We start from the raw sequence: 12,639 nt of genomic DNA, 5'->3' as shown, positions 1-12,639 counted from the left end.
AGGCGGGCCTTCGGCATTTCCACCCGCCCGCTCCGGGAATACGTGTGTCGGGGAATACGTTTGTGCGGGAAGAGTATTGGCGCGTGACCCGATCCATTCGATACCGTGGACGGGCTATGAGGGATGCTGTGACGACGACTTCTGGGGCCTGGCGAACCGACGACGGAGAAGCGGTGTCCTTCCGTGACGCCACCGTGGCGTGGGCGCTGGCCGCGCACGAGGTACTGCTCGAAACCGCCCAGGACTACGGGCATTTCGTGACGATGAACGAACTGGCCGCGCGGGTGCAGGAGATGTCCGGCGTGCGCACCGACGCGCCCACCCGCACCTGGGTGGACGCGGTGCTGCGCAAGGTCGCCCGCCGCTGCCGCTCCGCCGACGAGCCGCCGCTGACCGCGCTGTGCGTGCGCCAGAACCACACGGTCACCGACAGTTACAAATACGTCCTGGAGCTGGCCGCCCTCCCGATCCCCGACGACCTGGAACTGCACGCCGCCTACGCCCGCTGGCAGTGCTACCACACCTACGGCACCGACGTCCCCGCCGGAATCCCGCCCCTCACACCCAAGGTCGCCGCCCGGCGCGGCGCCACCACCCCCACCCGCCCCGCGGGCACCCCCGAACCTGCCCGGGCCCGCGTGTGCGACGAATGCTTCGTCCAGCTCCCCGCCAGCGGCGTCTGCGGCTTCTGCAATCCATCGCGGTAGCGGTCGTACCGGCCGATTCATGGGATAAATCCGTGGCGCGCCCGTGTATTCCCGTGTCACGCTGAACGAGATGCGGTCGTACAGGGAGGTTTTGGCTACACCGGCGGTGCGGAATGTGCTGCTGCTCGGTGCGCTGGTGCGAATTCCGTTCTTCGCCGGGACAATCCTGCTGTCGCTGCACGTGGTGCAGACGCTGCACGGGTCCTACGCCCAGGCGGGCGCGCTCACCACGGCGGTCACGCTGTGCATCGCGATCAGCGGGCCGTGGCGCGGGCGGCTGCTGGACCGGTTCGGACTGCGCCGCACCATCGCCCCCTCGATCCTGGTGGGGGCGGCGTGCTGGAGTATCGCGCCGTTCGTGGGCTACGGGCCGCTGCTCGTACTCGCCGCCGTCGCAGGGCTTTTCGACATCCCGATCTTCACCGTCGTGCGGCAGGCGGTGATCGCCGCGACCACCGAGCACAATCGCCAGCCCGCGCTGGCGCTCGAATCCGTCTCGGTGGACGCGGCGTTCATGGTGGGCCCGGTGATCGGTGTCGCCGCCACCGCGCTCGGATCCACGCGGCTGGTGCTGTTCGCGGTGCAGATGTGCCTGGTGCTGGCGGGAATCCTGGTGTGGCTGCTGAATCCGCCGCTGCGGTCGGCGGCGAGCGACCGGGGCGCCGAGCGGGCCGTGCCGCGGCGGCAGTGGTTCGGTCCCGAATTCATTGCGCTGTGTGTCGGTGCGTGCGCGGCGATCTCGGTGCTGGCGGCCTCCGAGCTCACCCTCGTCGCGGCCGTCCGCACCGTCGGCGCGCAGCGGTGGCTCGGGCTCCTGATGGCCGTCTGGGGGCTCGGATCCGTGCTCGGCGGCCTGATCTACGGCGCGCTGCACCGGTCGATCTCGACCTACCTGCTGCTGGCCGCCCTCGGCGCGGTCACCGTGCCGCTGGCGTTCGCGAACGGCCCCGTCCTGCTGGGCGTGGCCGGTCTGATCGCCGGATTGTTCTGCGCCCCAACCATCGCCGCCTCGGTGAGCCGGCTCAGCCACATCGTGCCCGAGGGCGGGCGCGGCGAGGCCATCGGCTGGCACGGCGCCACCATGACCCTCGGCAACGGCATCGGCAGCTCGATGGCCGGTATCGCCATCGACGCGGGCGGATACCCGCTCGGCTTCGGTGTGTCCGCCGCCGTGGGAATCGGTTTCGGCCTAGGATTGGCCGTGCTGGTCGGTATTGTGACGCGCCGTCGCGCCGGACGCGCCGATAACGCCCGCGGCCGTACCATGGCCTCTCCGGTCTGAAATCCGAAGACCCGGGAGATAATCCGAACCGGTGTTCCCGGTGTCGTCGGCTTCGCCCGTTTTCCTCGGTGTGAAAACGCGCGTAGCAGTAGCAGAATTCGATACTGTCGAATACGCTTCGCCGCGGAGAAAATCTGCCAATGGAGGACGAGTGAGCACCCCGAGCACGCTGCAACGCGGAACCGGGGGAACCGAAGATCGGCGAACGGTACCCCTGTCGCAGCTGATCTACCTGATGGCCGAGCACGAGAGACTCGGCACGCATCGGCAGACGTTCCAGGCGGCGCCGATCAGCGGCGACACGCTGGTGCGCGGTTGTGCGCTGATCGCGGGTGGCCTGGTCGTGGTGGGTGCCATCTGCGCGACGGCCGGGACCTTGGTCGGCAGCGCCGCCGTCGGCGGGCTGGCGCTCGGCCCGGTGGCGGTCGCGGTGCTGCGCTGCCGGCGCAATCGGCGCCGCCGCGGGGCCCGGCTGGACCTGTTCGACCAGGGCATGACGGTGTATCGCAGCGGCGAGCAGATCGTGGCGTTCCGCTGGGAGGCCGCCGAGGTGCGCCAGCAGGTGATCCCGTTCCGGCAGGCCGACGCGCTGGCCACCGACTATTCGCTCACCGTCACCGGCCCCGGCGGCGCGCGTGCGGAATTCGACGAGGAGCTGTTCGTCGACGCCCGCGAATGGGGCCCGGCCATCCAAACCGCCGTCACCGCAACGCAATTGCCGAAGGTCGTCGCGGCCATCGATGCGGAGCAGACGGTGGAGTTCGGCGATCTCGCGCTCTGCCTGGACGATCTGCGCTTCGCGGGGCGGTCCTATCCGTGGGAGCAGGTGCAGACCATAGACTCGCGCGACGGCCTCGTCCGCATCAAGGTCTCCGGCCGGTGGGTCTCGCTGGTCCCGGTCGAATCCGTGCCCAACTTCTACATCTTCAACGAGGTCGCCGAGCGGCTCCGAATCGCCGCCGCCACAGCCTGATTCGGGTCAGTACATCATTCGCGGATCCAGGTAGTGCTTGAACTCCAGCAGATTGTTCGACGGATCGCGCAGCACGACGGTCAGGTGCTCCTCGGCGGTGCCCTCGAACCGGGTCGAGACGGGGGAGAAGACCGCGAGCTCGCGCAGCCGCACCAGGCGCAGCAGGCGATCGAAGTCCGCCCGCTCGCGGAAGGACACCCCGAAATGGCGCGGATACAACCGTGGGTCCGGGTCGATCCGGTCGGACAGGTGGCACACCACCTGATCGCCGAAGAAGTCCAGCGTGATCCGATCGTCGTAGCGGCGCGCCAGTTTCGCGCCCAGGCCCCGGACGTAGAACCGCTCGGCCTCGTCCAGATCGCGGGCCGGAATGGCCAGATGGAAGGCGTCGTGGGCGTCACGCATGGGTGGGCAGCTCCCGGTCGAGACGGGTGAAGTCGGTGAGGGTGTCGGCGCGCAGGCCCAGGCGCAGCGTCTCCAGCCCGATCACGCTGTCGGCGTGGATATTGCCGAGATTGGCCTGCGGGCCGAGTCTGTGTAGCAGATGCACCTGGAGCTCCTTGGTGGGCGCCTCGAACATGATGCGGTTGGTGTCGATGCCGGACTCGGCGATCTCCTCGATCAGCCCGATGCGCAGATCCCCGTTGGGGCGGCAGATTCCGCTGCGGCCGCTCTCGCGGGCCTCGGCGATCACCAGCCGCGCGCCCGCGTCGAGATCCTGCTCGATGAACTCGATCCACCGATTCGGCGGCAGCCGCTCCGAGCGCTCCGGGTCCTTGAAGCCGACCTCGGACACGATCTCGAACTCCCCGGCGAAGCGCCGGATGTGGCGGGCCTTCTCGTCGTTGGACAGCGCGATGGCGCCGTTGGAGATCTCCACCGTCCGCGCCCCCGCCCGATGACACAGCCGCGCCCACTCGCCGATCCGATCGCTGACCAGGAATTTCTCGAAAAGCGTGCCGCCGAAATAGAATTCGATGCCATTGCGGCGCAGCACCCGCGTCTTCTCGGCGATATGCGGGGTGACCAGGCAGGTGGCCCAGCCGAATTTGACGAAATCGATGAGATCGCCGTAGCTCTCGACGATGTCGGCGAAGTACGCGTCGGGCAGGCCGGGATCGATGACCATGGTCAGGCCGCGCCCGCGCGGTTTCGCCTCACGCACGGGCAGGCTCACGGTGTGGGGGTACATGGCATCTCCTTCATGTCGTCATCGCCTTGCCATTCCGGCGCGCTGTCCGCTCCGTCGTTCCGGCGTGCTCGTCATTCCTTGGTTCCGGCGCGCTGGTCATTTCTTGGTTCCGGCGTGCTGGTCATTTCTTGGTTCCGGCGTGCTGGTCATTTCTTGGTTCCGGCGTGCTGGTCATTTCTTGGTTCCGGCGTGCTGGTCATCTCTTGGTTCCGGCGTGCTTTTGGCCGGAACCGCAGCATCGGGCGCCCCACCAGCCACAGGCTCACCGGCAGTCGGCGCACCACCTCGGCCCCGGCGACCGCCAGCGCGAGCACACACAGATACAGCAGCGCCGTGCCCCAGCCGACGCCGAAAACCCGGTGGAGCCAAGGGATCACGGGGGCGAGCAGTTGCAGCATGAGCGGATGGATCAGGAATACGCCGAACGAGCGGTCCGAGCCGTAGCGCACGGCCCGCGCCAGCCACCGGTGCCCCTCGCGGCGCGCGGCCCACCACGAGCTCACCGTGTACAGCAGCGCGATGATCCCGACGAAGCACACCAGCAGGTGCGGCAGGAAGACATAGCTGGCCTGCCACGGCGGCATGCCCAGCCGGGTCGAGCGCAGATAGTCCCACTCCGACAGCGCCACGGCCACCACCGCACCGGCGACCAGCAGCGGGCCGAAGCGACGCACGGTCCGGTTCACCGCGTCGATGTGGCAGGCGGCGACCGCGCCGAGCAGCACATAGAACTGATACGGGAGGATGGTGACCGACAGATGGTCCCAGATGCCCGCGGCGACACCGGTCAGCGTCGGCGGATGCGCCAGCCACCACAGGCAACCCAGTTGCAGCGCCGCGCTCGCGGCCAGCAGCCACCGGTGCCTGCCCGCGGTCGCGCGCAGCACGCGCAGCAGCAGCGGGAACAGCACATACGCCTGCATGGTGACCAGCAGGAAGTACAGGTGATACCAGGCGCCGCCGGTGACGAGCTCGAAACCCAAGCGCCGCAGCGATTCCGCGGCGGTCTCCCGCTGTAGGCCCGCGCCGACGGAGTAGCCCCAGTAGATCAGCGACCAGGCCACGTAGGGGATGCCGACCAGCGCGAAACGCCTGCGCCAGAAGCGCAGTGCGGTAACCGGCCGGTCCGCGTACTGGTAGACGAGCACGAATCCGGTGAGCGCGAAGAACGCCTCGCGGGTGAAATGCAGCAGCACCAGCACGCCGTTGCCGGAAACGCTGCCGGGATCGGTGGATCCGCCGATCACATGCACCGCGATGACGCAGGCGAAGGTGAGGATCCGGAACAGATCGATCTGATGTAGATACGGCCGCAACGACTTTCGTGGCGCGGGATCGGCCGGCGCTTCGGCGGCGATGTCGACGGCGAGGCTCATCACGCCACCGCGGACCGCAGCCGGTGCCGCTGCACCTTTCCCGTCGCCGCGCGCGGAAAGTCGTCGACGACAAGGAATTCGACGGGACGTTTGACGCGGCTGAGCTGGTCGTCGCAGCGATATCGCAGGCCGCGCAGCAGGTTCGCGCGTTCGCGGTCGGTGCCAGGACGGTGGGCCGGGACGACGAATGCGATCGGGACGCTGCCGAGGATCGGATCCGCGCGGCCCACGACCACCGCGTCGCGCACGCCCGGATCGGCCACCAGCACCTCCTCGATCTCGCGCGGATACAGCAGCTCGCCGCCGCGGTTGATGACGTCGTCGGCGCGCCCGGCCAGGTAGAGGTAGCCCTCGGTGTCGCGGTGGCCGAGGTCGCCGGTGTCCAGCCAGCCCGCGGCGTCGAAGCGTTCCGCCGCCCGGCCGCCGAGGTAGCCGTCGATCACGGCGGTGCCGCGAATGTGAACGCGCCCAACGATTCCGGGCGGGACGGGCCGCCCCAGATCGTCCCGGATCTGCAGCTGGACCGCCACCGGCCGCCCGCACGAGCCGCGCGGCGCGGGGGTATCCAGATCGGTCGCGGTGATCTGGCTGGCCGCCTCGGTCATGCCGTAGCTCTCGACGATCGGTATGTCCGCCGCGGCCTCGAGCCGGGCGCGCACGGCCGCGGGCAGCGGCGCGGAGGCGGACCGAATGAACCGCAGCCCCGCCGGAACCACGGGCGGGGCCGCCCGCTCCGACGTCAACACCCCCAATATCGCCGGAACCGCATTGAGCCAGGTAATTCCCTTGTCCGCCAACAATTCCCAAAACCCGGTCGCATGAAATCGCCGGTCCAGTACCAGGCACGCCCCCGCCTCCAAGGTGGCCAGCAACGCCACCACCTCGGCATTGATATGGAACAGCGGCAGGCAGTTGTACCCCCGATCGCTGGGCCCGAGCTTATTGTGCTCGGCCACCGCCCTCGCCACATGCAACAACTGCTTCTCGGTAAGCCGCATGGCTTTGGGCGCACCGGTCGACCCGGAGGTAGCGAGTATGACCGAGCCCCCTTCCCGGCTCACCCCTTCCTGATCCCGGTGTGCCCCTTTCTGATCCCGGCGTGCTTTTGGCCGGGATCTCGCTGAGGATTCCGGCCAAAAGCACGCCGGAATCATGGGTAGGGCGGGATCGAATGCGTGCGCCAGATCAGTCCGGTCGCTCACGACCGCGCCGGGCTCCAGCGGAGCCAGCGTGCGGTGGCGTTCGGCGAGCGGGGCGTCGGGATCGACGGGGATGACACAGCGCCCCGCGGCCAGCAGTGCCAGGTAGACGGACGCGAAGGTGAGCGGGTCGGCGGTGTCGAGGACGACGCGTGCGCCCGGCGGCACGGAGTGGGCGTCCAGGTATCGGGACCACGTGTCCATGGCGGTGGCCGCGGCGGCGTAGCTGAGGGTGCGCTCGCTGCGTGCGTCCGCCAGGAACGGGTGCGCGGGCCGCTCGGCCGCGCGGGCGGCGATCAGAGTCGCCACGGTGGTCTCGGTTGCCCGGTTGTCGTGCGTCATCTGCTTCCTCGCGTCGGCCGTCACCCCATGGTTCCAACCGAGGCTGGGAATCGCCTCAGTGCATGCTCCGAAGCCACTGTGCCGCTTCGCAAATCGAATCGTAGCAGGTCACAGCGGGTGCGCGGGCCGCGATGCCGATCAGTGCACGAGGCCGTCGCGCCGGAAGTCTGTGAGCATGCGGTCGGCGATCCAGCGATGCCCGGCCGGTGTGGGGTGCAGGCGATCGGTCACGGTCGGGAACATCCAGTGCGCGGTGATCGGGTCGAAGACGGCGACGTGCGGGTCGGCGGAGCGCGCCGCGGACACGATGACCGCGTCGGTCGCCGCCGCCGCCTCCGAGGGCCGCCCCTTCGGGAACACCGTCAGCACACCGATGGCAGCGCCCGGGGCCTCGGCGTGGATCTGCCGGACGACCTGCCGCACGCTGTCGGTCAACTGCGCCGCGGGCATGCCGATGTCGTTGTACCCGGCCTGCACGATCACCACGGACGGGTGCGTGGTCGTCAGGTCGAGCTCGGCGAGCAGCTTCCGCATCGGCCCGCGCGCCCGCTGCCCGGGGGCCAGATAGCCCGCGCCCGGATCGGCGCTCACGACCGTCCGCCAGCCGAGCTGCTTGCCCAGGACCGCGGGCCACGCCTGATTCGCACCGTCGGCGCCGATGCCGTAGCTGATCGACGCGCCCACCACCGCCAGCACCGGCCGCGCCTGCGCCTTACCCGTCGAGCGCCCGGCCGTCGCCACGGCCACGATCGCGATGATGCCGACAACGACGGCGAGCAGTCCGATTTTCAGGGCGCGCCACACGCCGACAGTGTTCTGCGTGCCCCCGCGAAGGTCAAGAGGGTATGCGCCGCACCGAGAGCCGGGCACCAACGGATCGGCGATCGACCATCGACGGCCTGGCCTCGATCGCGGTGGTCGTTATCCGCTGACCGCATAGGGGCGCAGGCGGCGGGCGGCCTCGAGGATGCCGAGGATTCGGGAGCCGGGGAGGCCGATGGCGGCTCCGATGGCGGCGGGGGTCCAGGATTCGTCGGCGAGGGTGAGGACCTCGACGAGTTGTTCGACCGGGAGTTTGGAGAGCTTGCGCTCGGAGATCTCGCGGGCCACGGCCCGCACCTCGACCTCGGCGTCCATCCCGGCGCCTTCATCACCGTATTCGCCGTGGTAGGGGCCGGGGATGCGAGGGGTGTCGGCGGTGTCGTCGAAGGCCAGCTGGGTCGCGCGGTCGATGGCTGCTCGGGTGCGCGACGTCGCGGGGGCCTCCGACGGATGTTTGTCGGTGGCGTCCTCGGGCTCGGGGTGGGCCGGGCGGCGGGTGTAGGGGTGCTCGGCGGCGGCTTTACGAGCCGGAGGCTGAGATCCGTTGTGGTTGAGGGATTTCGAGCCGTCGTCCGGTGAAGCGGTAGGCAACGAGTAGTGGTAGCCGTTGTGTAGCGCGTCCGTGTGTGCACCATTACCGTTGCGCACCAACGGCTCTCGATGATCATTCCCGTTGTGGAGGGTTGTGGAGTAATCGTCCTCGACCGGCGAATCCGCCACGTGCTCATGGCCATTGACGGGCTGCCGCTCGTCTCGATCGGCTATGCGATGCAGGTACCCGTCGACAGCGTGGTCCTCGTGGCCGTTCACGCCGTGTTGCTCGTGCCCGTTGATCTCCCGGTGCTCGTGCCCATTGACACCGTGTAGCGCCGAAGGCCGTGCCGCCGTGGGGATTTCGCGGTCGATGTGGTCATCCTCGTCCAATGGCATGGCGATGACCGGCCCCGTCCCCCGGTCGACCACCGGAACCGCGTCGATCAGCTGTGCGTAGCGCGCGGATACCCAGGCGTGCAACCAGATCACGACGCCGACCATGACGGGGGCCACGGCGGCCTCGGCGGCGCGGGCGGGGGCGTGCGATACCAGGTGCGGGCCCGCGTTCAGGGCGATGGTGACCCCCAGCAGGGCCGTCTCCAGGAAAACGACCTTGCCCCGGGCGATTTCGCGGCCCCACCGGGCGGCCGTGGTCGCCACCACCATGATGGTGATGATCGGGATCGAGATCATGGCCTCGAAACCGTAGCTGAGCCAATACAGCGGGTCGGACATATCGCCGCTGGGCACCAGATTGTGCTGGACGTTGACCCCCGCCCACACCATGCCGAGCACCACCACGCCGATCAGCGCGCGCGAGGACCACTCGGCGCGGCGGTACAACTGCGCCAGGCGCGCATCGGGACTGGACACCCGGCGGCGGGCCGCCAGCGCCCTGCGGTGCCAGCGGGCGTCGGCGTCGTCGGCCCGGCGCAGGGCGCGCGCGACCCGCCGGTCGCGCCGTTCGGCGGACAGCTCGGCGGCCACGGCGCGGCGGCGCTGTCTACGGCGCTGGGCGCGAATCCATTCCGCGAGGTCGCGTTCGGCGGCGATCTCCGCCTCGGACAGTTCTTCCAGCAGTGCGGGGTCGGTCTGCAGCGGCAATTTGCCGCGCGCCGTCGCCACTCGCTGTGCCAGCGCGGCGATCTCGGTATTGCCGGTCGACTGGTCGTCGAGCATGGCGGGCCTTCCTGAGAGCAGGTATGGTGCCGTATGTCGGAGACCTGATTACTCGAACATATGTGTGATCGCAGTGAGAGTAATCCGTGACCTACTCGCGGTCAATGCTTTCGGCAATCAGTGCAGGGCGGTATGCCAGGCGACGGCCGCGGCGAGCGCTCCGGCGCCATTCAGCGACCAATGCAATGCGATGGGCGCGAGCAGACTTCCGCTGCGCCGCCGCAACCAGGTGAACACCACGCCCGCCCCGGCGGTGGCCACCACCGCGAGCGCGATTCCCGCGATCTGACCGGTCGTTCCGCCGCCGAGCAATCCGCTCAATCCGCGATTTCCGCTGGTCAATCCGAGCGACGAGGCGATATGCCAGAGTCCGAAAAGCAATGAGCCCGCGGCGAATACGCCGCGAGCGCCCCAGGCGCGGTCGAGCGTTCCGTGCAGGACGCCCCGGAATGCCAGTTCCTCCGGGATGGCGGTCTGCAGCGGGATGACGATCATCGACGCGATCAGCGCGCCGGAAATGGTGGCATAGCGGTCGGCGAGAAAGAACGGCCGCGTGATCGGCAGCAGTGCCCCGACGGCCACCGCGCCCAGCACGACCCCGATCGCGGCCAGCGCGTAGAGCGATCCGCGCCGCCACTGCCTCGGGTCGAGTCCCAGTTCGGCCCAGCCCAGCCCGCGGCGGCGCATCAGCGCGACGAGCGCGACGGCCGCCACCGGAACCGTGAGGATATTGGCCCACGCGGAGGTGAAGTGGGCAATGAGGTTGGTGCCCGCCAGCACGACGACGACCACGGCCACATCGATCCACGCATGCACCCGCGGGCGGGGGCCGGGCGCCGCCGAGGTCGGGGCCGTGTTATCGCTCCGAGACATTGCGGCCAGTCTACGTTCATTTGCCGCGCGTGTGCCGTGTCCGTCCTCTCACCCCCGGCGAATTGGGCCTTGCTCTATATGTATACGTCTACGTATAGTACCGAGCGGGGGACGGGTGATCCCCCTCGGCAATCGATGGAGGAGACATGACCACAGATCCGCAGCAGTCCGATGTGCTGGACCGGGTCCACGGCGACGCACCGGAGCCCGTGACCGACGGCCTCGAACAGATCGTGGTGAAGGACGGTCCCGGCGGCGCGCGGGCCAAGCGGTTCTTCGGGCGCTTCGTCGCCGAGACCCGCGACTACGCCAAGACCGGCGTCACGGTGATCCGCGTCTACCGCAGCCGCCGCGGCAAGTTCGTGGTGCAGCACCAGAGCTCGGACTGGTCGGACTTCTCGTCCCTGGCCAACTTCCCGGCCGACTTGCGCGCCTGGCGCAGCATGCTCGGCGTCGGCGACCCGCATTGGGGCGACTTCCAGGTCGACGTGGTCGATTCGCTCGACGAACTGGGCGGGGTGGTGCCGCCCAAGCTGTACCGCCGGGTCGTCGCCGCGATCGAACCGCCGCGGCTGGAAGACCTCGACATCTGACTCACTCGACGCCGGCGGCCCAGCCGTCCGGATCGGTCCACGCCCGCAGCGTGCGGGTGGTGCGGAAGCGGCGCGGCTCGCGGGTGACCGGATCGGTGAATTCCAGTGTGGTGGCGAGCAATTGGAGGGGACGGGTGAAATCGTCCACCGATCGGTCGGTGAGCTCGGGATAGAAGTCGTCGCCGAGAATGGGGATGCCGAGGCCGTTCATGTGCAGGCGTAGCTGGTGGGTGCGGCCGGTGTGCGGGATCAGCCGGTAGCGGCCGAGCCCGTCGCGCCGGTCGAGCAGTTCCACGCGGGTCTCGGCATTCGGCTCGCCGTCCACCTCGAAGGCCCGGATGATGTTGCGCTCCTTGACGATTCGGCTGCGAATCGTCAGCGGCAGCGTCAGCTCCGGATCGAAGCGGGCGATCGCCTCGTACTCCTTGTACACCCGGCGCTGGTGGAACATCGTCTGATACGCCCCGCGCCGGGCCGGATTGATCACGAACAGCACCAGGCCCGCGGTGGCGCGGTCGAGTCGATGCGCGGGTATCAGGTCGGGCAGGTCCAGATCGCGGCGCAACCGCACCAGCGCGGTCTGCAGAATGTGCTGCCCGCGCGGGATCGTGGACAGAAAATGCGGTTTGTCGACCACGAGCAGATCGTCGTCGCGATGCACCACGGTGATCTCGAACGGCACCTCGGTTTCGCGCGGTAGGTCGCGATGGAACCACACCGCGCCGCCCGGCACATAGGGGGCGTCGGGCGCGATCGGCCCGTCCAGATCGACGACGCCGCCCTCGGCCAGCAACCGATCGATCCGCTCGGCCGGGACCCGCGGCAGCCGCTCCACCAGGTGATCGCGAATCGTGGCCCAGCCGCCGTCCTCCGGCAGCCGCACCCGGGCCGGATCCAGTCCGTGCCGCTTCGCCAACGGCGGCTTCTGCCTGCGTCTCATCTCCAGCAAGGCTAACGGTTTGCTCCGAGCGCACGCGATTCGGCCGAGCCGGTCGGGACCGACCGGCCGATTCCGACGCGTGGCGGCTAGACCGTGCAGGGCAGCATCGCGATGCCCGCCACCGTGCACTCGGCCTCGCGGGTCAGCTTCCAGGTGCCGTCGATCTGCTTCCAGGACAGCTGGAAATGCCACGGCTCGTAGCCGTCGATGGAGGTCTGCAGGCCCGCGGTGAGTTGATCGCCGTCCACGGCGACCGGGCCCTGCACCTCCCAGCGGAAGCTCGGCGGCGCGGCGGCCATCACGGTGCCGACCTGGTCCACCAGCGGCAGACCGGCCTCGCCCGCCTCGAGTTCGTTGGCCCGGGCGCTGCGCGAGGCGCCCGTGTTCAGCACGAGTTGCAGCTTGGATTGCAATTCGCCGACGCCGGGGGCGGCGGCGTGGACGGGGGCGACGACCGGCGCGGCCAGCGCCGTGCCGGTCCCGGCGACCGTCCCGGTGACGACGGCGGCGGACAGGGCGAACGCCGCGACGGCGGCGCGGAACTTGCTCGTGTTCATGGGTGTGTCCATTCCTTTGCTGGCGTGTCGGGCCGCTCGCGGGTCGTGCGTCCACGGGCTGGCCCCACGA

13 protein-coding genes are annotated in these 12,639 nt (G+C 69.3%); 4 read left to right on the top strand and 9 right to left on the bottom strand.

What is annotated here, in order from left to right; translation table 11 throughout:
- Positions 1-173 precede the first annotated feature (173 nt).
- The 3 genes from HPY32_RS12345 (at position 174) to HPY32_RS12335 (ending at position 2,962) form a co-directional block, all read left to right on the top strand.
- Complete coding sequence (locus tag HPY32_RS12345; protein ID WP_171982843.1) at positions 174-707, top strand: hypothetical protein; 534 nt, start codon at positions 174-176, stop codon at positions 705-707.
- Positions 708-777: 70 nt separating this feature from the next.
- Positions 778-1,989, top strand: a complete 1,212-nt coding sequence (locus HPY32_RS12340) for an MFS transporter (RefSeq protein ID WP_067585311.1) — start codon at positions 778-780, stop codon at positions 1,987-1,989.
- A 151-nt stretch (positions 1,990-2,140) separates the two neighbouring features.
- Positions 2,141-2,962 (top strand): DUF6585 family protein, encoded by an 822-nt coding sequence (locus HPY32_RS12335; RefSeq protein WP_231951440.1) that lies wholly within the window; start codon positions 2,141-2,143, stop codon positions 2,960-2,962.
- A gap of 6 nt (positions 2,963-2,968) precedes the next feature.
- Here HPY32_RS12335 and HPY32_RS12330 read toward each other — a convergent pair whose 3' ends face one another.
- The 7 genes from HPY32_RS12330 to HPY32_RS12300 all read right to left on the bottom strand — a co-directional run bounded on the left by HPY32_RS12330 (position 2,969) and on the right by HPY32_RS12300 (position 10,479).
- Positions 2,969-3,367 carry a VOC family protein gene (locus HPY32_RS12330; protein WP_067581286.1) on the bottom strand — a complete coding sequence of 133 codons (399 nt, stop codon included), beginning with the start codon at positions 3,365-3,367 and terminating at the stop codon, positions 2,969-2,971.
- Positions 3,360-4,154 (bottom strand): phosphosulfolactate synthase, encoded by a 795-nt coding sequence (locus HPY32_RS12325; protein WP_067581288.1) that lies wholly within the window; start codon positions 4,152-4,154, stop codon positions 3,360-3,362. Before HPY32_RS12325 ends, HPY32_RS12330 begins: the two co-directional genes overlap by 8 nt.
- Before the next feature lie 146 nt (positions 4,155-4,300).
- Positions 4,301-5,530 (bottom strand): acyltransferase, encoded by a 1,230-nt coding sequence (locus HPY32_RS12320; RefSeq protein WP_067581290.1) that lies wholly within the window; start codon positions 5,528-5,530, stop codon positions 4,301-4,303.
- Positions 5,530-7,071 (bottom strand): class I adenylate-forming enzyme family protein, encoded by a 1,542-nt coding sequence (locus HPY32_RS12315; protein ID WP_067581292.1) that lies wholly within the window; start codon positions 7,069-7,071, stop codon positions 5,530-5,532. The genes HPY32_RS12320 and HPY32_RS12315 overlap by 1 nt, the downstream gene beginning before the upstream one ends.
- A gap of 138 nt (positions 7,072-7,209) precedes the next feature.
- Entirely contained in the window at positions 7,210-7,875 is a 666-nt protein-coding gene (locus tag HPY32_RS12310; RefSeq protein WP_067581294.1) for an SGNH/GDSL hydrolase family protein, read from the bottom strand.
- Positions 7,876-7,992: 117 nt separating this feature from the next.
- Positions 7,993-9,606: a hypothetical protein gene (locus HPY32_RS12305; protein WP_067581296.1), complete on the bottom strand. Its 1,614-nt coding sequence runs from the start codon at positions 9,604-9,606 to the stop codon at positions 7,993-7,995.
- 117 nt (positions 9,607-9,723) lie between these two features.
- Positions 9,724-10,479 carry a CPBP family intramembrane glutamic endopeptidase gene (locus HPY32_RS12300; RefSeq protein ID WP_067581297.1) on the bottom strand — a complete coding sequence of 252 codons (756 nt, stop codon included), beginning with the start codon at positions 10,477-10,479 and terminating at the stop codon, positions 9,724-9,726.
- A gap of 146 nt (positions 10,480-10,625) precedes the next feature.
- Between HPY32_RS12300 and HPY32_RS12295 the strand changes: the two genes are divergently transcribed.
- A complete protein-coding gene (locus tag HPY32_RS12295) occupies positions 10,626-11,072 on the top strand; it encodes an EXLDI protein (RefSeq protein ID WP_067581299.1) in 447 nt (148 codons plus the stop codon).
- A gap of 1 nt (position 11,073) precedes the next feature.
- Here HPY32_RS12295 and HPY32_RS12290 read toward each other — a convergent pair whose 3' ends face one another.
- Positions 11,074-12,012, bottom strand: coding sequence for a pseudouridine synthase (locus tag HPY32_RS12290; RefSeq protein ID WP_067585316.1), 939 nt, complete (start codon positions 12,010-12,012; stop codon positions 11,074-11,076).
- Between the two features lie 86 nt (positions 12,013-12,098).
- The gene (locus HPY32_RS12285) at positions 12,099-12,569 is read right to left on the bottom strand and encodes an MTB12 C-terminal domain-containing protein (protein ID WP_067585319.1); all 471 of its coding nucleotides are present in this window, start codon (positions 12,567-12,569) and stop codon (positions 12,099-12,101) included.
- Between the last annotated feature and the right edge of the window lie 70 nt (positions 12,570-12,639).

This window comes from Nocardia terpenica (assembly GCF_013186535.1).
In the GTDB taxonomy this organism is placed as follows: Bacteria; Actinomycetota; Actinomycetes; order Mycobacteriales; family Mycobacteriaceae; genus Nocardia; species Nocardia terpenica.
Note: the sequence above shows the minus strand (reverse complement) of the source record. Positions and strands in the feature narration are given on the sequence as shown.